The following is a 20875-nucleotide window of genomic DNA, read 5'->3' as shown; positions in this document are numbered from 1 at the left end:
TCATCATGTCCGACGACAAGTCCAAATCCGGCGGCCAGGACCGCGAGCGCATCAACGTCAACCAGGATTACGAGCTGCGCGACTGGAGCAAGAGCCTGGGCGTGAGCCCGGAAGAGCTGAAGAAGGCCGTTGCCGCTGTCGGCGACCGCGCGGAGAAAGTGCGCGAATACCTCCGCTCGCGCAGCGGCAGCGACCGCCCGGGCTGACGCGCGCTGGCCGCGGCACCGGCCGGTGCCTAGAATGCTTGCCTTCTCCTTCGGACAACACGAACGATGACAGGCAAACGAATGCCGCGCCGCCTCGGGGCGCTCGCGGCCACCCTGCTGCTCGCATGCGGGCTCGCGGCGGCCCAATCGCCCGGCGAGCCGGCCCTCATCAAGCGCGCGACCGAGTTGCGCGACGCACCCGGTGAGTCGGGCCGCAGCCTCGGCGCGCTGCCCGCGCAGTCCACCGTCACGCGCCTGGAGCAGCGGCAGGGCCCCTGGGTCCAGGTGCGCAATGCCGCCGGTGCCACGGGCTGGGTCCACCTTTTCGACATCGCGCCCACCACCGGTGCGCAGGCGCCGCAGGGCACGCAGGGGCCTTCGGCCGGCGGGTTGATGCGCGGCGTGACCGGCATGTTCGCGCGGCCGCAGCAGCAGCAGATGACCACGAGCACGTCCACCATCGGCATCCGCGGCCTCGGCGCCGAAGACATCGCCAAGGCGCAGCCCAACACGGCGGCCGTGGCGCAGATGGAAGCGCAGCGAGCCAACGAAGGCCAGGCGCGCGAGTTCGCCTCGCGTGCGCAACTCAGGAGCGAGAACGTCGAACCGCTGCCTGCGCCGCGCCGCGCGCCGGGCACCGCCAACCCGCCGGGGAACCCGCAATGAGCCGCACCACCATCACCCTTCGCGCCGCGGCCTGCGCCGCGTTGCTTGCCGCCGCGGCGCTGCCCGCCTCCGCCCAGTTCGGCGGCCTCTTGCGCAACCTGCCCGTCCCCATCCCGGGCGTGTCAGCGCCCGCGGCCGCGCCCGCCGGCGGCGGTGACCTGATCCAGATGCTGCAGCAGTCGCTGGAGTCGATCGACGAGCCGAAGGAAATCGAGATCGGCCGCCAGCTCGCCGCCGTGCTGCTGGGCAGCAAGCCGCTGCATGCCGACATGGGGCTGCAGCGCTACGTCAATGAGCTCGGCCGGTGGATCAGCCTGCACTCGACACGGCCCACCCTGCCCTGGAGCTTCGCGGTCATCGATGACCCGGGCTTCAACGCGTTCGCCGCGCCGGGCGGGTACATCTTCGTCACCAAGGGGCTGGTGGACCGCGTCGACGAGGCCGAACTGGCGGGCATCCTCGCGCACGAGATCACGCACGTCGTCGACAAGCACCACCTGCAGGCCCTGAAGTCGAAGGCGGCCGCGGGCTTTGGCGCGACGCTGGTCGGCTCGCAATTGCGCGGCGATGCGCGCGGGCTCGTGCAGTCGCAGGTGCTCTCGCTCATCCGCAACATCTACACGAGCGGCCTCGACAAGGGCGACGAGTTCGACGCCGACCGCCACGGTGTGGCACTGGCCGCGCGCGCCGGCTTCGACCCCTACGGCCTGCCCGGCGTGCTGCAGCAGCTGCGCACCGTGCCGCAGGACAACCCGCTCTTCACGCTCACGCTCGCAACGCACCCGCCCGCGGACCAGCGGCTGGACAACCTGGAGCAGGCGATGGGCAAGCGGCTCGACGCGTTCGCGGGCAAGCCGTCGGTGAGCATCATGCAGCGCGTGCAGGCGCGCTGAAGACGAAGATCCCGGCGATCACGAGCACCGTTCCCGCGACCAGCCACGCGGTGAACGGCTCGCCGAGCAGCCACACGCCCATCGCGATCGTCGTCAGCGGGCCGATCATGCCGGTCTGCGCGGTCGCCGCCGGGCCGATGCGCTCGATGGCCATCATCACCAGCAGCACGGGGACCGCGGTGCACAGCGTGGCGTTCAGCAGCGCGAGCCAGACGACCGCCGGCGCGATGTCCAAGGCCGTCGCGGGCGGCCGCAGCACCGCGTACTGCACGACGCACAGCACGCAGGCCACGGAGGTCGCGAGCCCCACCAGCCGCAGGGAGCCGAGCCGCTTCACGAGCTCGCCGCTATAGACCATGTAGCACGCGTAGCTCACGGTGCTGGCGAAGATGAGTGCCGCGCCCAGCCCCACGTTCGCGCCTTCGAGCCGCAGCTCGCGCCCCAGCACCAGCAGCACGCCGCAATAGCTCACCGCCATGCCCAGCACCTGCGTGGCCCGCCAGCGGCGGCCGTACAGCAGCCAGCCGAGCAGCATCACCAGCGTGGGGTTGAGGTACAGAATCAGGCGCTCGAGCGATGCAGTGACGTACTGCAGCCCGAGGAAGTCGAGCATGCTCGAGAAGTAGTAGCCGCTGAAGCCGAGGCCCACGACGCCCACCCAATCGCGCCCGCTCAGCGCCTCCTTGCCCCGGCCGGCCCACCAAGCCATGGCAAGGAAGATCGGCAGCGCGAACAGCATGCGCAGCATGATGACCGTCACCGCGTCGACGCCATAGCGGTACGACAGCTTGACGATGATGGCCTTGCCGCTGAAGGTGATGGAGCCGGCGGCCGCGATCAGCAGCCCGCTGACCAGCGGCCGCCCGGGGCGGTCGGTCACGCGTTGAACACCCGGTGGTGCAGCCGGCGAAGCGATGCCCACACGGCCAATGCCACCACCGGGATCGCGCAAGCGGCCGTGCCCTCCGGGCTGAAGGGCCAGCCGATCGCGTGCGCGCCTTTGGCGAGGTAGCTCACGAGTCCGACGATGTAGTAGGTGATCGCGGCCACCGACAGCCCTTCCACCGTGGCCTGCAATTTGAGCTGCAACCCCTGGCGCCGGTTCATCGTGGCCAGCAGGTCCTTGCTGCTTTGCTGCTGCTCGATCTCCACGCGCGTGCGCAGCAGCGTGCTGATGCGCGAGACGCGCTGCGAGAGTGCGTCCTGCCGCCGCACCGACCACTCGCAGGTGGAACGCGCGGGTGACAGGCGCCGGTTGATGAACTCGCCGATCGTCTGCAGCCCGGCGAGCCGCGACTCGCCGATGTCGGCGATGCGCCGGTCCACGAGCTCGAAGTACGCGGCGCTGGCCGAGAAGCGCGAATGTGTCGCCGCATAGTGGCTCTCCACCTGCCCCGCCAGCCGCGTAAGGCGGTCCAGCAGCACAGGCTCCTGGTCGCGCCCGGCAACGCGGATCGCCTCGGCCAATTCCGCCAGCTCGCGTTCGGCATAACCCAGCACCGCACCCGATTCGCGCGCCGCGGGCAGCCCCAGCAAGGCCGCCATGCGATACGTGTCGATCTCGATGAGCTGCTGCACGAGGCGCCCCAGCCGGCGCGGCGTGACGCTGCCCGTGAGCAGCACCATGCGCGAGAACCCGTCGGCGTGCAGTGCAAAGTCGGTGTAGACCTCGCCGAACCCGTCGGCCACGGTGGAGCCCACCAGCGTGTCCTCGTTGAGCACGTGCTTGACGAGCGAGTTGCTCTCGAAACCGTTGGTGGGCAGCACCCACAGGTGCAGCGCCGCGAGCGTCTGACCCGGCAGGCCCGAGAGCCACTCCTTGGGCACGGAATCCATCGCCGTGGCGGGCTCGCGTTCGCCGAAGCCCTGGGGGTCGAAGGCGCGCGAGAAGCTCCACGTGACGAACTCGGTGTGCAGCTCCCACCGCAGGCGGAACGCGCCCAGGTCCATGCGGATATGGGACGACTCCGCGTCGGGCTGCGGCAGGTGGTGGTCGCGCAGCAGCGCGGCCACGTGGCGGCGGCTCGCCTCCCGCTCGGCGGCGTCGCACAGCATCACGGCGTGCGAGATCGCCAGCGGCGCCGTCATGGCTTCCGGCGGGCGGGCGTGGATTTCGTTGTGCAGCGCGATCCGCTGGGGATGCGCAGGTGTCTGTGTCATGGCAGGGGCAGGGAAGGCAAACATTGTGCCTAAAACAAAAACGGCACCCGGAGGTGCCGTTTTTTGGCGAGGCGGTGAGGATCAGTCCTCGACGAACGCCTCTTCGCGCTTCGCCTTGATCGACGGCAGCGCCACGATGATCACCAGCAGCACCGCGGCAGCCAGCAGGCAGGCGGACAGCGGGCGCGTCACCAGCACGCTCCAGTCGCCGCGCGAGAGCAGCAGCGCCCGGCGCAGGTTCTCCTCCATCATCGGCCCCAGGATGAAGCCGAGCAGCAGCGGCGCGGGCTCGGCCCCGAGCTTGATGAAGATGTAGCCGATCACGCCCATGATCGCCACCAGCCAGATGTCGAACACGTTGTTGTTCGTGGAGTAAACGCCGATGGCGCAGAACAGCACGATGGCCGGGAACAACCAGCGGTAAGGCACCGTCAGCAGCTTGATCCACATGCCGATCAGCGGCAGGTTCAGGATGATCAGCATCAGGTTGCCGATCCACATCGAGGCGATCAGGCCCCAGAACAGCGACGGGTTGCTGGTCATCACCTGCGGGCCCGGCTGGATGTTGTGGATCGTCATCGCACCCACCATCAGCGCCATCACGGCGTTGGGCGGGATGCCCAGCGTGAGCAGCGGGATGAAGGAGGTCTGCGCGCCGGCGTTGTTGGCCGACTCGGGCGCGGCCACGCCGCGGATGTTGCCCTTGCCGAACGGCACTTCACCGGGGCGCAGCTTCGTCTTCTTCTCGACCGTGTAGGCCGCGAACGCCGCCAGCAGCGCACCGCCGCCGGGCAGGATGCCCAGGGCCGAGCCGAGCGCCGTGCCGCGCAGCACCGCCGGGATCATGTTCCTGAAGTCTTCCTTGTTCGGGAACAGGCCCGTGACCTTGGCCGTGAACACCTCGCGGTCGTCCTCGTGCTTGCCGAGGTTCATGATGATCTCGCCGTAGCCGAACACGCCCATGGCGATGGTGATGAAGCCGATGCCGTCGGTGAGTTCCGGGATGTCGAACGAGAAGCGCGCGACGCCCGAGTTCACGTCCGTCCCCACCAGGCCCATGAGCAGGCCCAGCACGATCATGCCGATCGCCTTGATGAGCGAGCCGGACGCCAGCACCACGGCGCCGATCAGGCCCAGGATCATCAGCGAGAAGTATTCGGCGGGACCGAACTTGAACGCCACTTCGGTCAGCGGCGCGGCGAACGCCGCCAGGATCAGCGTGCCCACGCAGCCCGCGAAGAACGAGCCGAGGCCGGCAGCGGCGAGCGCGGGGCCCGCGCGGCCCTGTCGCGCCATCTGGTAGCCGTCGATCACGGTCACCACCGACGACGATTCACCCGGCAGGTTCACCAGGATGGCCGTGGTGGAGCCGCCGTACTGCGCGCCGTAATAGATGCCGGCCAGCATGATCAGCGCCGACACGGGCGGCAGCGCGTACGTCGCGGGCAGCAGCATGGCGATGGTGGCCACCGGGCCGATGCCGGGGAGCACGCCGATCAGCGTGCCGAGCAGGCAGCCGATGAACGCGTAGAGCAGGTTGATCGGCGTGAAGGCGACGCCGAAGCCGAGCATGAGGTTGTTGATCAGGTCCATGTCAGCCCCTTAACCGCCGATGAAGCTGGGCCACACCGGGAACTGCAGCTTGAGCAGCACGATGAACGCCAGGTAGCTGATGATGGCCAGGACGGTGGCGAGGACCACCACCTCTTTCCAGTTGAACTCCTCGCCCGCATAGGCCGAGATGAACGTCAGGAAGTAGATCCCGACGATGAGGCCGAGCGACGGAATGCCGATCTTGGGCAGGCCGCCCAGGCAGACACCGAACATCACGTTGGCGCCGATGATGAACACCAGGGGCTTCCACGCCCAGGAGCCGATCGGCTCGCCGTCTTCCGTCTCCACCACGAGCGCTTCGAAGATCACGAAAGCGCCGATGGCGGCGAGCAGGACGCCCAGCACGAGGGGGAAGTAACCGGGGCCCATGCGAGCCCCTTCGCCGATGTTGTAGGTTGTGGCTCCCCAGGCGAAAGCGATGCCCATGACAAGGAACATCAATCCCGCCCAGAAATCCTTCTGGCTCTTGATTCGCACTTGAGTTGTCTCCGAAGGTAACGCGACGCGGCCGATTTTGGGCCCAAAGGCCGCCCAACCCCTTGTGGGTTCCACCTACGGGAGACGGTGGGGACTCAATCGAATGGCTTAATCGTGCTACTCGAGCGGAGGCGTGGCGCCGAGCACTTCCTCGAGCGTGGTGTGCCCTTCGGCGACGCGCAGGGCCCCCGCGAGGCGCAGCGGGCGCATGCCGTCGGCAATGGCCTGGCGCCGCAGCGACGTGATCGACGGCTCCTCGCCCAGCCGCTCCTTGAAGCCTTCGGTGACGGTCAGCAGCTCGTACAGGCCCATGCGGCCGAGGAACCCCGTCATGCGGCAGTCGACGCAGCCCACCGGCTTGTAGGGGCGCCAGCCGGAGATCTTCCACGGCTTGACCAGCTCGTCCATGGCTTCGCGCGGCGTGGACTCGTCGCGCACGCGGCACTGCTTGCACAGCGTGCGCACGAGGCGTTGCGCGAGCACGCCGAGCAGCGTGGCGTTGATGAGGTACGAGGGAACACCGAGCTCCATCAGCCGCGTCACGGCCGAGGGCGCATCGTTCGTGTGCAGCGTGGTGAAGACGAGGTGCCCGGTCAGTGCGGCCTGCACCGCCATCTCGGCGGTCTCGAGGTCGCGCACCTCGCCGACCATGATGATGTCGGGGTCCTGCCGCATCAGCGCGCGCAGGCCTTCGGCGAAACCGAAGTCCAGCTGCGGCTGCACCTGCGTCTGGTTGAAGGCCGGCTCGATCATCTCGATCGGGTCCTCCACCGTGCTGACGTTGACCTCCTCGGTGGCGATGCGCTTGAGCGTGGAATACAGCGTCGTCGTCTTGCCCGAGCCCGTCGGCCCGGTCACCAGGATGATGCCGTGCGGCCGGTCCACCAGCTGCTCCCAGCGCTGCGCGTCGTGCGGCGAGAAGCCCAGCGCGTCGAGGTCCTTCACCGCGGTGTCGGGGTCGAAGATGCGCATCACCATCTTCTCGCCGAACGCGGTGGGCAGCGTCGACAAACGCATCTCGATCTCTTCGCCGCGCGGGTTGCGCGTCTTGATGCGGCCGTCCAGCGGGCGGCGCTTTTCCACCACGTCCATGCGGCCCAGCAGCTTGATGCGCGCGATCATCGCGTTGAGCACGCCCATCGGCATCTGGTAGACGGGGTGCAGCATCCCGTCGATGCGGAAGCGGATAACCCCCTGCTCGCGCCGCGGCTCCAGGTGGATGTCGCTCGCGCGCTGGTCGAAGGCGTAGGTCCAGAGCCAGTCCACGACCTGCACAACGCCCTGGTCGTTCGCGTCCAGCTGCTTGGTGGTCTTGCCCAGCTCCACCAGCTGCTCGAAGCTCGCGGCGCCCGCGTTGCCGCCGGCCTTCTGCGCGGCGCGCACCGACTTCGCGAGCGCGAAGAATTCGGCCGTGTAGCGGTGCACGTCCTGCGGGCTGGAGAGCACCCGGCGCACGCTGCGCTTGGCCTGCCGCTCGACCTCCTCCACCCAGTCGGTGATGAAGGGCTCCGAAGTCGCCACCACGACTTCACTGGTCGTGACCTGCACCGGCAGCACGCGGTGGCGCTCGGCGTACGCGGCGCTCATCGCGTCGGCGACCTTCGCCACGTCCACCTTCAGCGGGTCGATGCGCAGGTATTCGAGGCCCGTGCGCCCGGCGACGTATTGCGTGAGCGATTCGATGTCCAGCGGCTTGCCGTCGGCGGCGCGCTGCATGGCGACGGCGGCCAGCCGCACCAGCGGATGCTGCGCGCTCTCGGCCTGCGCGCAACGCGCGACGGTGCGGCGCGCCTCGTCGGCGGTGATGACGCCGTCCTCGCTGAGCCACTCGACGATCTGGTCCCAGCGCAGCGGCCCCCGGGGGTTCGTGCGCGCGAGCGAATGGGGCTTGGCCTTGTGCGCTGCGGTCATGCTTGCATTATCCGGCGACGGGCTTGAACGCCCGCAGCCACTTGCGCGCGGGCAGGCCCCAACGTTCCTCGATGATGTCGGCGCGCGACGCCAGCTCGCCGCGCACCGGGAATTTCGGCTCGCGCAGCGCCAGCACCACCGTGTTGCCTTCGCGCGTGGGCCGGAACGCCCACACCGCCACCTCACCGAAGGCGGCTGCGATGTGCTTGAGGCTGCGCTCGTAGCTCGAGTCGCGGCCGAACAGGTTCACCGTCATGCAGCCGTCGCCGGTGAGCAGGCGCCTGCAGTCGCGGTAGAACTCCACGCTGTCCAACACGGGCGCGGCGGCCTCGTGGTCGTAGAGGTCGACCTGGAGCGCGTCGACCTGGCCGCGCCAATGGTCGTGCGCCGCGACTTCGGCCGCATCGCCGAGGACTACCGAGAGCTTTGCATCGTCGGCAGGCAAGCGGAACCACAAGCGGCACGCGGCGACGACCTGCGGGTTCAGCTCGATGGCCGTAGTCTTCATGCGCAGCCGGCGCCGGCAGAACTTGGTGAGCGCCGCCGCACCCAGCCCGAACTGCATCGCATGGCGCTGGGGCACGGTGTCCGGCTCGACGAACAGCAGCCAGGCCATCATGCGCTGGATGTATTCCAGCTCCAGGCCGAACGGGTCCGTCATCCGCATCGAGCCCTGCACCCAGACGCTACCGAGGTGCAGGTAGCGGATGTCGCCGTGGTCGGAGAAATTGACTTCGGGAAGCGGTGCCTTCTTGTTGGAGGGTGTCATGCAGCAAATGCGCCACGCGGGGCGGTGATTTTCCTCAAGTTGGGCAATGCGTCGATGGCGTTGCGCGTGGTCGCGTCGGCGAGCGCTTCGGGTTCGATGCCCCGCAATTGCGCGACGACCTGCGCGATGCGCGGCAACTCGGCCGGCTCGTTGCGGCCCTGCGGCAACCCGGCCTCGCGCTGCGCGGCGGTGCGATACAGCCAGTGCGGCGGGATGTCGGGCGCATCGGTCTCCAGCACGATGGCATGGAGCGGGAGTTCGCGCGCGAGCCGCCGCAGCTGCAGCGCGCGGTCGTAGGTGACGGCCCCGCCGAAGCCGAGCTTGAACCCGAGGTCCAGGAAGGCATGCGCCTGCTGCAGGCTGCCGTTGAAGGCATGGGCGATGCCACGCACGGGCAGCTCGCGCAGGTGCTTGAGCAGGCGGTCGGCCGAGCGGCGCACGTGCAGCAGCACCGGCAGGCCGTGGCTGCGTGCGAGCGCCAGCTGCTCGCGATAGAAAAGTTCCTGCCGCGCGGCGTCGAGGCCGGGCACGAAGAAGTCGAGGCCGATCTCGCCGACGGCCACCAGCCGCGCATCGCCCCGGTGCATCGCCAGCGCGGCATCCAGCGTGGTCAGGTCGTCGTCAGCCGCTCGCGGCGTTGCCATTGGATGGATACCCAGCCCGTACACGTCGCCGTGCCGATGAGCCAGTGCACGCACGGCCTCGAAGTTGCCGGCTTCCACGGCCGGCAGCACGCAGCAGGCCACGCCGGCCGCGGACGCGCGCAGGCGCATGGCATCCACGTCGGCGGCGAATTCCGCGGCGTCGAGGTGGGCGTGCGTGTCGATCCATACGGGCATACCTTCCGATGATGCCGGAAGCCGTGCACGCCAGCGAAAAGCGTGCTACCGTGATGCGCAAGCAGTTCAGTTTTCAAGGTGCACGGATGCGCAGGCCCGCCCTCTACAGCTCCAGTCGCCCGGCGCGGCCCGCCACGGCCGTGCCCGCAGGCAGCGAGGCCGCGCCCGCCAGCCCCGCGGAGTCCCTTCCCACCCCCGCCGCCAAGCCCTCCCGCTGGCGGCGGCTTCGTCCGAGCCAGACAGCGATGATGTGGAGCGCCATCGTGCTGCTCGCGATCGCGCTCATGGCCTCCGTCGGCCTGAACCCGCGCCAGCGCAGGCTCACGCAGGAGGACATCAACGCCGCGGTCCTCAAGACGATGGAGACGCAGGTGCTTCCGTCCGAGTACGCGCGGGCCTACGACAACATCCGGCCCTCGGTCGTGCGCGTGGTGAGCTACGTGAAGAAGAGCCGGCTGAGAGACGAGAAGGACGCGAAGGCGGCTTCCTCGAAATCGAAATCCAAGCCGGTCGCCGCGTCGGAATCGAAGCCGGAGGACGATGAGGTCGAAGCCGGCGTCGGCACCGGCGTGGTCATCATCGACAAGGGCATCATCCTCACCAACCTGCACGTCGTCTCCGGCGCCGACCGCATCAAGGTGATCTTCAGCGACGGGCTCGAGTCGCCCGCCACCGTCACTGGCGCGCAGCCCGAGAATGACCTCGCCGTGCTGCAGGCGAGCAAGATCCCCGACGACCTGATCGCCGCGACGATGCGTTCGACGTCCGACCTCGCCCCCGGCGACAAGGTGCTGGCCGTGGGCTTCCCGTTCGGCATCGGCCCGTCGGCGTCCGGCGGCATCGTCTCCGGCCTTGGCCGCGTCTTCAAGTCGCCCGAAGGCAAGCAGGAGATGAAGAACCTCATCCAGTTCGACGCGGCGGCCAACCCCGGCAACTCCGGCGGCCCGCTCGTGACGATGGACGGCGAGGTGGTGGGCATCGTCACCGCCATCCTCAACCCGACGCCTGCGCGCACCTTCCTCGGCATCGGCTTCGCCGTGCCGATCGAGAACGCCGCTTCCGCCGCCGGCCTGCCGCCGTTCTGACGCGGCCGCCCGGTCTTCGCTTTCCACGCCCGAAATCCCCCCGAAGGACCCGCACACCCATGGAACCCACCCCCAGCACGACCGCGCAGCTCATGGAACAGATCCTCTACGAGGTCAAGCGGGTCGTGGTCGGCCAGGACCGCTTCCTCGAACGCGTGATGGTCGCCATGCTGGCGCAGGGCCACCTGCTGGTCGAAGGCGTGCCGGGCCTGGCGAAGACGCTCACCGTGAAGACGCTCGCCAACACGATGCGCGGTCAGTTCAAGCGCATCCAGTTCACGCCCGACCTCGTGCCGGCGGACCTCGTGGGCACGCGCATCTACAACCAGAAGACGGGCGAGTTCTCCACGTCGCTGGGCCCCGTGTTCGCCAACCTGCTGCTTGCCGACGAAATCAACCGCGCGCCGGCCAAGGTGCAGTCCGCGCTGCTGGAAGTGATGCAGGAGCGGCAGGTCACCATCGCCGGCGAGACGCACAAGGTGCCCAGCCCCTTCCTCGTGATGGCGACGCAGAACCCGATCGAGACCGAGGGCACCTACCCGCTGCCCGAGGCGCAGGTGGACCGCTTCATGATGAAGGTGCTGGTGGACTACCCCACCGACGACGAGGAATTCGTCATCGTGCAGCGCGTCACCGGCCCGCGCGTCGACGTGACGCCCGTCGCCACGACCGACCAGCTCGCGGTGCTGCAGGCCGAGTGCCGCGAGGTCTACGTCGACCCCTCGCTCGTGCAGTACGCGGTGAAGCTCGTGTCGGCCACGCGCTACCCCGACAAGCACGGCCTGAAGGATCTCGCGAAGTACATCACCTTCGGTGCGTCGCCGCGCGCCACGATCAACCTGACAGAAGGCGCGCGCGCGCTCGCGATGCTGCGCGGCCGCACCTACGCGCTGCCCGAAGACATGGTGGACCTCGTGCCCGACGTGCTGCGCCACCGCGTGGTGCTGTCGTACGAAGCGCTGTCCGAAGGCCTGACGAGCGACGCGCTGATCGGCAAGATCATGGCGAAGATCCCTGCCCCGGCCAAACCCCTGGAACATGACAAGCTCGTTGCATAGCGAAACCGCCGAACAGGTGCTGCGCCGCCTCGAATGGAAGGTGGTCAAGCGCCTCGACGGCCTGCTGCAGGGCGACTACCGCACGCTGCTGCGCGGCACGGGCCTGGACCTGGCCGACCTGCGCGAGTACCAGCACCATGACGACGTGCGCCACATCGACTGGAACGTCACCGCGCGCATGAACATTCCGCACGTGCGGGTGTTCACCGAAGACCGCGAGATGTCCGCGTGGTTCCTGCTGGACCTGAGCCCGTCGGTGGATTTCGGCTCGGGCGAGCTGCGCAAGCGCAACATCTCGGCGGAGTTCGTGGCCGTGCTCGCGCGCCTGCTCACGCGCCACGGCAACCGCGTCGGCGCGATGCTGTACGGCAACGGCGTCGACACGGTGATCCCCACGCGCAGCGGCCGCCGCCACGTGCTGCACCTCATGGCGAGCATGCAGCGCCCGCCCGAGCGCGAAGCCGGCGCCACGCGCCTGGCGGACCTGCTCTCGTCCGGCGCCAGCTTCATCAAGCGCCGCTCGACGGTGTTCGTGGTCTCCGACTTCATCAGCGAGCCCGGCTGGGAAAAGCCGCTCGCGCAGCTGGCGCAGCGCCACGAAGTCGTCGCCGTGCGCGTGCTCGACCCGCTGGAGCTGGAGCTGCCGGACCTGGGCCTGCTCACGCTGCGCGACGCCGAAACCGGCGAGCAGATGCTGGTGGACACGCACGACAAGGGTTTCCGCAAGCGCTTCGCGCGCATCGCGGCCCAGCGCGAGGCCGACCTGCGGCAGGCGATGGTGAACGCGGGCGTGGACGCGCTGGAGCTGGCCACGGACAGCGACCTCGTGGACGCGATCGTGCGTTTCGTGGACATGCGCAGGATGCGCATCCGGATGGCCGCCGGCGGCGGCATGCCAACCCACCTGCGGCACGCAGCGTAGGCGTGGGAGAACGACCATGAACTTTCTCTGGCCCCAAAACCTCTGGTTCCTGCTGGCGCTGCCGCTGCTGGTGCTCGCCTACCTCTGGCTGCTGCGCCGCAAGAAGAAGATGGCGGTGCGCTACGCGTCGCTGTCGATCGTCAAGGAGGCGATGGGCAAGGGGCAGCAGATGCGGCGGCACATCCCGCCCGCGCTCTTCCTGCTCGCGATGGCCGCGATGCTGCTCGCGACCGCGCGCCCTGTCGCCGTCGTCACGCTGCCGTCGAACCAGCAGACGATCATCCTCGCGATGGACGTGTCGGGCAGCATGCGCGCCACGGACGTGCAGCCGAACCGGCTGGTTGCCGCGCAGAACGCCGCCAAGGCCTTCATCACCGAGCTGCCGCGGCACGTGAAGGTGGGCATCGTGGCCTTCGCCGGCTCCGCGCAGGTCGCGCAACTGCCGACCACCAACCGCGAAGACCTCTTCACCGCCATCGACCGCTTCCAGTTGCAGCGCGCCACCGCCACCGGCAACGCGATCGTCATCTCGCTGGCCACGCTGTTCCCCGACGACGGCATCGACCTGCAGGCGCTGCAGGGCGGCCGCGACCGGCAGCGCGGCTTCGCGATCGACACCGAGAAGAAGGAGAAGAAGGAGCGGCAGCCCGTCGCACCCGGCTCCTATGCTTCGGCCGCGATCATCATGCTCACCGACGGCCAGCGCACGACGGGCGTGGACCCGATCGAGGCGTCCAAGCTCGCTGCCGAGCGCGGCGTGCGTGTGTACACGGTGGGCATCGGCACGGTCGACGGCGAAACGATCGGCTTCGAAGGCTGGTCGATGCGCGTGCGGCTGGACGAAGAGGCGCTCAAGGCCGTGGCGCAGAAGACCGCCGCCGAGTACTTCTATGCCGGCACCGCGCAGGACCTGAAGAAGGTCTACGAGTCGCTCAGCTCCCGGCTGACCGTGGAGAAGAAGGAGACCGAGGTTTCCGCGCTGCTCGCGATGGCGGCCGCGGCGTTGGCTTTGCTGTCTGCGGGGCTCTCGCTGCTCTGGTTCAACCGGATTCTCTGAGTCACTGCGGCGGCGGCGCCACCCGCGCTGCCACGCCCGCGCGTTCGATCGACGCAGCGATCGCGCCCTGGGCGCGCTGCTGCTCCACCACTTGCCGTACGAAAGCCGCCGCCGTGGTGCGGGCCTGCGGTACCGCCAGCGCGGGCCGCGCCGCGTCGAAGCGGCTTTCGAGCACCCGTGAACCGGGTATCTTCGCCACCAGCGGAACCAGCCCGGGCCGCAGGTAGGCGTACGCATCGGCCCGGCCGGCGGCCACGGCGTCAGCGGCGGCGGCGAAGTTGTCGGCTCGCAGCAGCTCGGCATGCTTCAGGACGCGGCCGAGCGCGAGGTCGCTGATGGTGTTTCTCGGCACCGAGATGACGACGCCTTGCCGGTCCATGTCCTCGATCGAAGTCACCTTCGATTTCGGGCCGACCAGCAGCGTCAGGTCGATCTCCATGACGGGCGCCGAGTAGGCGACGACGTTCTCGCGGGCACGGTCGTAACCCATGATCGTCAGGTCCCAGGCACCCGTCTGGGCGCCCTCGACGAGCTTGTTGAAGTCCTGGTACAGCATCGGCTCGAAAGGCACGCCGGCCGCCGCCGCGACCGCGCGGCCCATGTCGATCGCGACCCCGCTCAATTCGCCGGAAGCCGCATCGCGGTTGACGAAATAACCCACCTGCGTGATCGCCATGCGCAGCTTTCCGGTGGGCGCGAGTTCGGCGCGCACCTGGGGCGTGGCTGTGGTGGCGGGTTGCGCGGCACCCTGCAGCGGCAGGAGCGCGGCCAGCGCGAGGGCGACGACGGGCATTGACAGGCATCTCATGCGCTTCACCTTGGCACGGGGTTGGACATGGCCTAGCATGGGCGCAGCTTCGCGGCGCGGGCCGAACCCGCGCCCGAAAAACGCCGAAAATGAGCGAAACCGCCCTCGCACCCGAAGCGCCGCTGCGCTTCGGCCCGTTCGAGATCGACCCGCTGCGCGCGAGGCTGACGCGCGACGGGGAGCCGGTGCCGCTGCGCCCGCAGTCGGTGGCCGTGCTGGGGTTGCTGGCCGCCTCCGCGCCGCGGGTGGTCAGTAAGCGCGAAATCTTCTCCCGCGTCTGGCCGGGCACCGTCGTGACCGACGATTCGCTCGTGCAGTGCATCGGCGACATCCGGCGCGCGCTCCACGATGCGGACGGCAGCCTCGTGACCACGGTGCCGCGGCAAGGGTATCGGCTAACGGCCACGGTCGAACGTGGCACCGGGTCCGGTCCGGCGCGGTCGGCCGCCCGCCCCTCCCGTTGGTCTACGCTCGCGGCTTTGCTCGCCGCGTGCGCCACGTTCGCCGTGCTCGCCGGCGCGGCGGCCTGGTGGGCGATGCCACGCGAGAAGGGCGCGAGCCCGCTGTCCGTGGTCGTCCTGCCTTTCAAGCTGATCGGCGGCGCGGCATCCGACGAATACCTCGCCGACGCGCTGACCGACGACCTCACCACGGACCTGTCGCGCCTGCCCGAAAGCGTGGTGATCGCGCGCGGCACCGCCTTCACTTACAAGGGGCGCTCGGCCGACCCGCGCACGGTTCACGCCGAGCTCGGCGTGCGCTACGTCGTCGAGGGCTCGATCCACCGCGAAGCCGACAGGGTGCGCGTCAACCTGCAACTGGTCGAGGCGCGCACCGGCGCGCAGCAGTGGAGCGACCGCATCGAGGTCGCAGGCCAGGAGTTGCAGGCGTTTTCTCTCATCGCGGCAGGCCGCATCGCGCGCGCGCTCCACCTGAAGCTTGTGGACGTCGAAGCCGCGCGGGGCGCGCGCAACGCACGGCCCGATGCGCACGACCTGGCGATGCGCGGCTGGTCGCTGTGGGACCGGCACACGCGCGAGGCGAACATGGAGGCACGCGCGGCGCTCGAAAAGGCCGTCGCGCTCGATCCGGACTACGCCTTTGCATGGATCGGCCTGGCCAACACCCACCTCTCCGACGTCGGGCTGCGTTACTCGAAAGACCGCGGCCGCTCGCTGGACGCTGCGGAAGCGGCGATACGGCGCGCTCTCGCCATCGACCCCAAGCACCCGAACGTGAACGGCTCCCTCGGCACCGTGCTTTACTACCGCAGCGACATCGCCGCCGCCGAAAAAGCCTTCGAGCGCCAGATCGCGATGAACCGCAACTACGCACCCGCGTACTACTGGCTCGGCATCACCAACGCCTCGAAGGGCGACTTCACCGCATCGCTCGGCCGCATCGACGAGGCCATCGCGCTGAGCCCGCGCGACGCGCGCCTGCACCTCTTCTACGCGGTGCGCGCCAATGCCTTGCTCGGGGCGCAGCAGCCGGCCCAGGCCATGGAATGGGCGCGCCGCGTCGTCGCGCTGCGGCCGGATTTCACCAATGGCCACGTCATTCTTGCCGCTGCGGCGTGGCAGGTTGGCGAGCAGGCCATTGCCCGGGAGGCGGCGGCCAGGGCGCTCGCACTCTTTCCGCAATTGACCGTCACCCGGCTGCGCAGCGAGACCATCGCGACGCAGCGCGAGCGGCCTGACCTGCTCGCTAGGTGGGCGGCCCTGGAAGCGGCCGGGTTGCCCCCCTAGCTAACCCAGCTTGCCGCTCGTGATGCGCACCGCGCGAGCGCAGCGGGCGGCCAGCTGCTCGTCGTGCGTCACCATGACGAACGCCGTGCCGCGGTCGCGTGCCAACCCGAGCATCAGCTCGAACACCGCATCGGCCGTGCCGCGATCGAGGTTGCCCGTCGGCTCGTCCGCGAGCACGCACGCGGGATGCGCCACCAGCGCGCGCGCGATGGCGACGCGCTGGCGCTCACCGCCCGACAGCTCCGCGGGGCGATGCTTCAGGCGTGCACCGAGTCCCACTGCGGTGAGCATCTCCGTGGCCGCTTCGGCCACCTTGTCCAGCGGCTCGCGCCGGATGCGCAGCGGCATGCCGACGTTGTCCAGCGCGCTGAACTCCGGCAGCAAGTGGTGGAACTGGTAGACGAAGCCCAGGTGCTTGTTGCGCAGGCGCCCCTGCTGCGCGGCATCGAGCTTCGACAGCTCCTGGCCCATCAACCGCACGCTGCCGCTCGTGGGCGCGTCCAGGCCGCCCAGCAGGTGCAGCAGCGTGCTCTTGCCCGAACCCGAGGCGCCGACGATGGCGAGCGTCTCGCCGGGGTGCACCGTGAGGTCCACGCCCCGCAGCACCTCGACGTCGATGTCGCCTTCGTGGAAACGCTTGGTCAGGCCCTGCGCGACGAGCACAGGCTCACTCATAGCGCAGTGCCTCCGCAGGGTTCACGCGGCTGGCACGCCAGCTCGGGTAGATCGTGGCGAGGAACGCCAGCACCAGCGAGATCAGTGCGATGGGCACGATGTCCGCAGACTGCGGCTCGCTGGGCATGCGGCTGATCAGGTAGATGTCCTTGGGCAGGAAGCTCGCATTGAGCGCGTGCTCGATGGCCGGCACGATGACGTCGATGTTGTAGGCCACCGCGAGGCCCAGCGCGAGCCCGGCCAGCGTGCCGATCACGCCCACGGCCGCGCCCTGCACGACGAAGATGCCCATGATGCTGCCCGGGCTCGCGCCCAGCGTGCGCAGGATCGCGATGTCGGCGCGCTTGTCGGTCACCGTCATCACGAGCGTGCTCACCAGGTTGAACGCCGCCACCGCGACGATCAGCGTGAGGATGATGAACATCATCCGCTTCTCCAGCTGCACAGCGGCGAACCAGGTGCGGTTCTGGCGGGTCCAGTCGCGGATGAGGAACGGCCCGGTCATGCTGCGTTCCAGCTCGAAGGCCACTTCGCGCGCGAGGTGCAGGTCCTTGAGCTTGAGGCGCACGCCGGTCGGGCCCTCCAGCCGGAACATGCGCTGCGCATCCTCGATGTGCAGCAGCACGAGGCCGCTGTCGTATTCGAAGTGGCCGGAATCGAAGGTGCCCACCACCTGCATCTGCTTCAGGCGCGGCACCACGCCCGCGGGCGTCACCTGCCCGCCCGGTGCGATGAGCGTGACGGGGTCGCCGATGCGCACGCCGAGGTTGCGCGCGAGCTCCGCGCCGAGCACGATGCCGAATTCACCGGGCTTCAGGCGCTTGAGCGTGTCGTTCGACGTCGCGGCGAGGTCGGTGACCTGCGGCTCGAGCGCGGGGTCGATGCCGCGCACCACGGCGCCGCGCATGTCCTCGCCGTGCGCCAGCAGCGACTGCGTGGCCACGAAAGGCGCGGCGCCGATCACCTGCGGGTTGCGCCGCACCTCGGCCAGCGTACGCGCCACGTCCGGCAGCGGCCCGCCGCCCGGGCCGTACACCTCGATGTGCGACACCACGCTGAGCATGCGGTCCCGCACGGCCTTCTGGAAGCCGTTCATCACGGACAGCACGATGATGAGCGCCGCCACGCCCAACGAGATGCCCAGCATCGAGACGCCGGAGATGAACGAGATGAAGCCGTTGCGCCGCGTGGCGCGCCCGGCGCGCGTATAGCGCCAGCCGAGGACGAGCTCATAGGGGAATTTCATGCGGGGTGGAGTATGGCATCCCCGACAATACGGCCCGTGTCAGACGCAGTCCACTTGCTCATCCCTTTTGCCGGCGTGGCCGGCGGCTCCTGTGCCGAGGCGATGCAGCGCCTGGACCTCCCGCACCTGGAGAAGCTGCTGGCCCGGCTCGCCCCCGAAGCCGCCGACGAGGGTGAAGCCACCACGCTCACGCTGCCCCACGAGCGGGTGCTGGCGCGCGAGTGCGGCCTTTCGGCACCCGATGGGCAGCTACCCTGGGCCGCATGGCAGGTCCAGCAGGGCGGCCGGGAGACCGGCGACGAGGCATGGGCGTGGCTCACGCCCTGCCACTGGCGCGTGGGCGCCGACCACATCGCGATGACGCACCCGCAGGAGCTGCAGCTGTCCGCCGGCGAGTCGCGCGCGCTGCTCGACGCCATGCAGCCCTACTTCACCGAGGACGGGCTCGCCGTCGAGTACGACGCGCCGACGCTGTGGCTGGCGCGCGGCGAGATGTTCCGCAACCTGCCCGCCGCCTCGCTCGACCGCGCCATCGGCCGGCACGTCGACGCCTGGCTGCCGCGCACCGAAGCCGCGCGCCCGGTGCGGCGGCTGCAGCAGGAAATGCAGATGCTGCTCTACACGCACCCCATCAACGAAGCCCGCACGCTCGGCGGCCTGCCGCCGGTGAACTCGTTCTGGGTGAGCGGCACCGGCGCGCTCCCGGCCTCGCACCGGCCCGCGCCGCCGGCCGGCCTCGCCGTCACGCATTACCTGCGCGACGCGGCGCTTCTGGACGACGCCGCCGCCTGGGCCGCCGCATGGCACCAGCTCGACAACCAGGAGTGCACGCGATTGCTGCAGGCCGCCGACCGCGGCGACGCCGTGCGCCTGACGCTTGCCGGCGAGCGCAACGCACGCACCTGGTCGAGTGCGAGCCAGGGCTTGTGGCGGCGCGTCTCCAACCTGTTCTCGCGGCCCGCCGCGCTACCCGTTTTGCAGTCCCTATGAAGATCCTCACCCGCGATGTCCCGCCGCGCGCCGCCTGGGCGCTGGAGCAGGCCGGCATCCACCCGCTCCTTGCCCGCCTGTACGCCGCGCGCGGCGTTCTCGCCAAGGACGAGCTCGACGACGGCCTCGGCCTGCTGCTGCCGCCCACCACGATGAAGGGCGCGGCCGAAGCGGCCGTGCTGCTGGCCGATGCGATTGCCTCCCGGCAACGCATCTGCATCGTCGCCGACTACGACTGCGACGGCGCGACTGCATGTGCGGTGGCGGTGCGCGGCCTGCGATTGCTCGGCGCCTCGCAGGTCGGCTACCTCGTGCCGGACCGCGTTGTGGACGGCTACGGCCTCACGCCGCCGATCGCGCAACGCGTGAAGCAGCAGGGTGCCGACGTGCTCGTCACCGTGGACAACGGCATCGCGAGCGTCGAAGGCGTGGCCACGGCGCGTGCGCTCGGCCTGAAGGTGCTGGTTACCGACCACCACCTGCCCGCCGCGACGCTGCCGGACGCCGACGTGCTGGTCAATCCCAACCAGCCGGGCTGCGGGTTCGAGAGCAAGTCGATCGCGGGTGTCGGCGTGATGTTCTACGTGCTGCTGGCGCTGCGTGCCGAACTGCGGGCGCGCGGTGTGTTCGATGCCTCCAGCCAACCGAAGCTCGATGCGCTGCTGCCGCTCGTGGCGCTCGGCACTGTCGCCGACGTCGTCAAGCTCGATGCGAACAACCGGCGCCTCGTCGCACAGGGCTTGAAGCGCATCCGGGCGGGCGCGCTGCCTTGCGGCCTCGCGAGCCTGTTCAACGTAGCAGCGCGCAAGCCGCAGGCCGCAACCACGTTCGATTTCGGTTTCGCGCTGGGCCCGCGCATCAACGCGGCCGGCCGCCTTGCCGACATGACGCTCGGCATCGAGTGCCTGCTCACCGACGACGCCGCGCGCGGCGAAGAGCTCGCCCGCGCGCTCGACACGATCAACCGCGAGCGCCGCGACATCGAGGGCGACATGCGCGAACAGGCGTTCGAGATCGCCGAGTCGCTGTTCGAGGAAGGCGAGGAGCCGCCGCCCGCCATCTGCGTGTTCGACCCCGACTTCCACGAAGGCGTGGTCGGCATCGTCGCTTCGCGCATCAAGGACAAGCTGCACCGCCCGTGTTTCGTGTTCGCGCAGAGCGCCGCGCCGGGCAAGGAGCACGAGCTCAAGGGCTCGGGCCGCTCGATCCCGGGGTTCCATCTGCGCGACGCGCTGGACCTCGTCGCCAAGCGACACCCCGGCGTGCTGCTGCGCTTCGGCGGGCATGCGATGGCCGCGGGCTGCACGGTGGCCGAGGAGCACCTCGACACTTTCGAGCAGGCGCTCGCGCAGGTGGCGCAGGAATGGCTGGATGCCGCGACGCTGATGCGCCGGCTGCACACCGACGGCCCGCTCGATCCGCAATACCGCCGGCCCGACCTCGTGGACACGCTGCATGGCGCCGTGTGGGGGCAGGGCTTCGCGCCGCCGGTGTTCAGCGAGGAAGTGGAAGTGGTGTCGCAGAAGCTGGTCGGCGAGAAGCACCTGTCGCTGAAGATCCGCCACCAGGGGCAGCCGGTCGAAGCCATGTGGTTCGGCCACACCGAGCCCTTGCCGGCCAGGGTGAAGGTCGCGTTCCGCCTCGATGCCGACGAATGGCAAGGCGTGCGCCGCGTGCGCTTCCTGATCGAAGGCGTCGAGATATGAGCCCCCACGCTCCCCGCTTCGCGAGGATCGCTGCCCCCCGAGGGG

20 protein-coding genes are annotated in these 20875 nt (G+C 69.5%); 10 read left to right on the top strand and 10 right to left on the bottom strand.

Annotation, left to right across the window (positions count from 1 at the left end):
• Positions 1–5: 5 nt before the first annotated feature.
• The 3 genes from H8R02_RS12555 (at position 6) to H8R02_RS12545 (ending at position 1765) form a co-directional block, all read left to right on the top strand.
• A complete protein-coding gene (locus tag H8R02_RS12555; protein ID WP_187081768.1) occupies positions 6–206 on the top strand; it encodes a DUF3606 domain-containing protein in 201 nt (66 codons plus the stop codon).
• 66 nt (positions 207–272) lie between these two features.
• The gene (locus H8R02_RS12550) at positions 273–872 is read left to right on the top strand and encodes an SH3 domain-containing protein (protein ID WP_187081767.1); all 600 of its coding nucleotides are present in this window, start codon (positions 273–275) and stop codon (positions 870–872) included.
• The gene (locus H8R02_RS12545) at positions 869–1765 is read left to right on the top strand and encodes a M48 family metalloprotease (protein WP_187081766.1); all 897 of its coding nucleotides are present in this window, start codon (positions 869–871) and stop codon (positions 1763–1765) included. Before H8R02_RS12550 ends, H8R02_RS12545 begins: the two co-directional genes overlap by 4 nt.
• Here H8R02_RS12545 and H8R02_RS12540 read toward each other — a convergent pair.
• From H8R02_RS12540 to H8R02_RS12510, 7 genes are all read right to left on the bottom strand, one after another.
• A complete protein-coding gene (locus H8R02_RS12540; protein ID WP_354004911.1) occupies positions 1740–2645 on the bottom strand; it encodes a DMT family transporter in 906 nt (301 codons plus the stop codon). The two genes, H8R02_RS12545 and H8R02_RS12540, sit on opposite strands and share 26 nt — an antisense overlap.
• Complete coding sequence (locus tag H8R02_RS12535) at positions 2642–3925, bottom strand: DUF3422 family protein (protein WP_187081765.1); 1284 nt, start codon at positions 3923–3925, stop codon at positions 2642–2644. Before H8R02_RS12535 ends, H8R02_RS12540 begins: the two co-directional genes overlap by 4 nt.
• 81 nt (positions 3926–4006) lie before the next feature.
• A complete protein-coding gene (locus tag H8R02_RS12530; RefSeq protein WP_187081764.1) occupies positions 4007–5518 on the bottom strand; it encodes a tripartite tricarboxylate transporter permease in 1512 nt (503 codons plus the stop codon).
• 9 nt (positions 5519–5527) lie between these two features.
• Entirely contained in the window at positions 5528–6016 is a 489-nt protein-coding gene (locus tag H8R02_RS12525) for a tripartite tricarboxylate transporter TctB family protein (RefSeq protein ID WP_187081763.1), read from the bottom strand.
• 117 nt (positions 6017–6133) lie between these two features.
• Positions 6134–7927, bottom strand: coding sequence for a type IV pilus assembly ATPase TfpB (tfpB, locus tag H8R02_RS12520; protein ID WP_187081762.1), 1794 nt, complete (start codon positions 7925–7927; stop codon positions 6134–6136).
• 7 nt (positions 7928–7934) lie between these two features.
• Positions 7935–8696, bottom strand: a complete 762-nt coding sequence (locus tag H8R02_RS12515) for a class I SAM-dependent methyltransferase (RefSeq protein ID WP_187081761.1) — start codon at positions 8694–8696, stop codon at positions 7935–7937.
• Positions 8693–9535: a TatD family hydrolase gene (locus H8R02_RS12510; RefSeq protein WP_187081760.1), complete on the bottom strand. Its 843-nt coding sequence runs from the start codon at positions 9533–9535 to the stop codon at positions 8693–8695. The genes H8R02_RS12515 and H8R02_RS12510 overlap by 4 nt, the downstream gene beginning before the upstream one ends.
• Before the next feature lie 86 nt (positions 9536–9621).
• On the opposite strand from H8R02_RS12510, the gene H8R02_RS12505 reads away from it, so the two are divergent.
• Genes H8R02_RS12505 through H8R02_RS12490 form a run of 4 tightly spaced genes read left to right on the top strand, consistent with a single transcriptional unit; the run spans position 9622 to position 13657 of the window.
• Positions 9622–10620: a S1C family serine protease gene (locus tag H8R02_RS12505; RefSeq protein ID WP_187081759.1), complete on the top strand. Its 999-nt coding sequence runs from the start codon at positions 9622–9624 to the stop codon at positions 10618–10620.
• A 59-nt stretch (positions 10621–10679) separates the two neighbouring features.
• Positions 10680–11678, top strand: coding sequence for an AAA family ATPase (locus H8R02_RS12500; RefSeq protein WP_187081758.1), 999 nt, complete (start codon positions 10680–10682; stop codon positions 11676–11678).
• Positions 11659–12600: a DUF58 domain-containing protein gene (locus tag H8R02_RS12495; protein WP_187081757.1), complete on the top strand. Its 942-nt coding sequence runs from the start codon at positions 11659–11661 to the stop codon at positions 12598–12600. The genes H8R02_RS12500 and H8R02_RS12495 overlap by 20 nt, the downstream gene beginning before the upstream one ends.
• A 16-nt stretch (positions 12601–12616) precedes the next feature.
• Positions 12617–13657 (top strand): VWA domain-containing protein, encoded by a 1041-nt coding sequence (locus H8R02_RS12490; protein WP_187081756.1) that lies wholly within the window; start codon positions 12617–12619, stop codon positions 13655–13657.
• A 1-nt stretch (position 13658) separates the two neighbouring features.
• Here H8R02_RS12490 and H8R02_RS12485 read toward each other — a convergent pair whose 3' ends face one another.
• Positions 13659–14450, bottom strand: coding sequence for a transporter substrate-binding domain-containing protein (locus tag H8R02_RS12485; protein ID WP_187081755.1), 792 nt, complete (start codon positions 14448–14450; stop codon positions 13659–13661).
• Between the two features lie 104 nt (positions 14451–14554).
• Between H8R02_RS12485 and H8R02_RS12480 the strand changes: the two genes are divergently transcribed.
• The gene (locus H8R02_RS12480) at positions 14555–16213 is read left to right on the top strand and encodes a winged helix-turn-helix domain-containing tetratricopeptide repeat protein (RefSeq protein WP_187081754.1); all 1659 of its coding nucleotides are present in this window, start codon (positions 14555–14557) and stop codon (positions 16211–16213) included.
• On the opposite strand, the gene lolD is transcribed toward H8R02_RS12480, so the two are convergent.
• Together lolD and H8R02_RS12470 are read right to left on the bottom strand one after the other, a co-directional pair.
• Positions 16214–16888, bottom strand: coding sequence for a lipoprotein-releasing ABC transporter ATP-binding protein LolD (gene lolD, locus H8R02_RS12475; protein ID WP_187081753.1), 675 nt, complete (start codon positions 16886–16888; stop codon positions 16214–16216). It lies immediately after the preceding gene.
• Complete coding sequence (locus tag H8R02_RS12470; protein WP_187081752.1) at positions 16881–18134, bottom strand: lipoprotein-releasing ABC transporter permease subunit; 1254 nt, start codon at positions 18132–18134, stop codon at positions 16881–16883. The genes lolD and H8R02_RS12470 overlap by 8 nt, the downstream gene beginning before the upstream one ends.
• Before the next feature lie 36 nt (positions 18135–18170).
• Between H8R02_RS12470 and H8R02_RS12465 the strand changes: the two genes are divergently transcribed.
• Positions 18171–19124: a phosphoglycerate mutase gene (locus tag H8R02_RS12465; RefSeq protein ID WP_187081751.1), complete on the top strand. Its 954-nt coding sequence runs from the start codon at positions 18171–18173 to the stop codon at positions 19122–19124.
• Entirely contained in the window at positions 19121–20830 is a 1710-nt protein-coding gene (gene recJ, locus H8R02_RS12460; protein ID WP_187081750.1) for a single-stranded-DNA-specific exonuclease RecJ, read from the top strand. The genes H8R02_RS12465 and recJ overlap by 4 nt, the downstream gene beginning before the upstream one ends.
• The last annotated feature ends 45 nt before the right edge of the window (positions 20831–20875 follow it).

It is taken from the genome of Ramlibacter albus (genome assembly GCF_014297445.1).
GTDB lineage: Bacteria > Pseudomonadota > Gammaproteobacteria > Burkholderiales > Burkholderiaceae_C > Ramlibacter > Ramlibacter albus.
Note: the sequence above shows the minus strand (reverse complement) of the source record. Positions and strands in the feature narration are given on the sequence as shown.

Coding starts and splice junctions, on each gene's coding strand:
- H8R02_RS12480 (WP_187081754.1), top strand. CDS start 14,555: ATGAGCGAAACCGCCCTCGCACCCGAAGCGCCGCTGCGCTTCGGCCCG.
- H8R02_RS12555 (WP_187081768.1), top strand. CDS start 6: ATGTCCGACGACAAGTCCAAATCCGGCGGCCAGGACCGCGAGCGCATC.
- H8R02_RS12470 (WP_187081752.1), bottom strand. CDS start 18,134: ATGAAATTCCCCTATGAGCTCGTCCTCGGCTGGCGCTATACGCGCGCC.
- H8R02_RS12495 (WP_187081757.1), top strand. CDS start 11,659: ATGACAAGCTCGTTGCATAGCGAAACCGCCGAACAGGTGCTGCGCCGC.
- H8R02_RS12510 (WP_187081760.1), bottom strand. CDS start 9,535: ATGCCCGTATGGATCGACACGCACGCCCACCTCGACGCCGCGGAATTC.
- H8R02_RS12515 (WP_187081761.1), bottom strand. CDS start 8,696: ATGACACCCTCCAACAAGAAGGCACCGCTTCCCGAAGTCAATTTCTCC.
- H8R02_RS12505 (WP_187081759.1), top strand. CDS start 9,622: ATGCGCAGGCCCGCCCTCTACAGCTCCAGTCGCCCGGCGCGGCCCGCC.
- H8R02_RS12485 (WP_187081755.1), bottom strand. CDS start 14,450: ATGCCCGTCGTCGCCCTCGCGCTGGCCGCGCTCCTGCCGCTGCAGGGT.
- tfpB (WP_187081762.1), bottom strand. CDS start 7,927: ATGACCGCAGCGCACAAGGCCAAGCCCCATTCGCTCGCGCGCACGAAC.
- recJ (WP_187081750.1), top strand. CDS start 19,121: ATGAAGATCCTCACCCGCGATGTCCCGCCGCGCGCCGCCTGGGCGCTG.
- H8R02_RS12545 (WP_187081766.1), top strand. CDS start 869: ATGAGCCGCACCACCATCACCCTTCGCGCCGCGGCCTGCGCCGCGTTG.
- H8R02_RS12530 (WP_187081764.1), bottom strand. CDS start 5,518: ATGGACCTGATCAACAACCTCATGCTCGGCTTCGGCGTCGCCTTCACG.
- H8R02_RS12550 (WP_187081767.1), top strand. CDS start 273: ATGACAGGCAAACGAATGCCGCGCCGCCTCGGGGCGCTCGCGGCCACC.
- H8R02_RS12490 (WP_187081756.1), top strand. CDS start 12,617: ATGAACTTTCTCTGGCCCCAAAACCTCTGGTTCCTGCTGGCGCTGCCG.
- H8R02_RS12500 (WP_187081758.1), top strand. CDS start 10,680: ATGGAACCCACCCCCAGCACGACCGCGCAGCTCATGGAACAGATCCTC.
- H8R02_RS12535 (WP_187081765.1), bottom strand. CDS start 3,925: ATGACACAGACACCTGCGCATCCCCAGCGGATCGCGCTGCACAACGAA.
- lolD (WP_187081753.1), bottom strand. CDS start 16,888: ATGAGTGAGCCTGTGCTCGTCGCGCAGGGCCTGACCAAGCGTTTCCAC.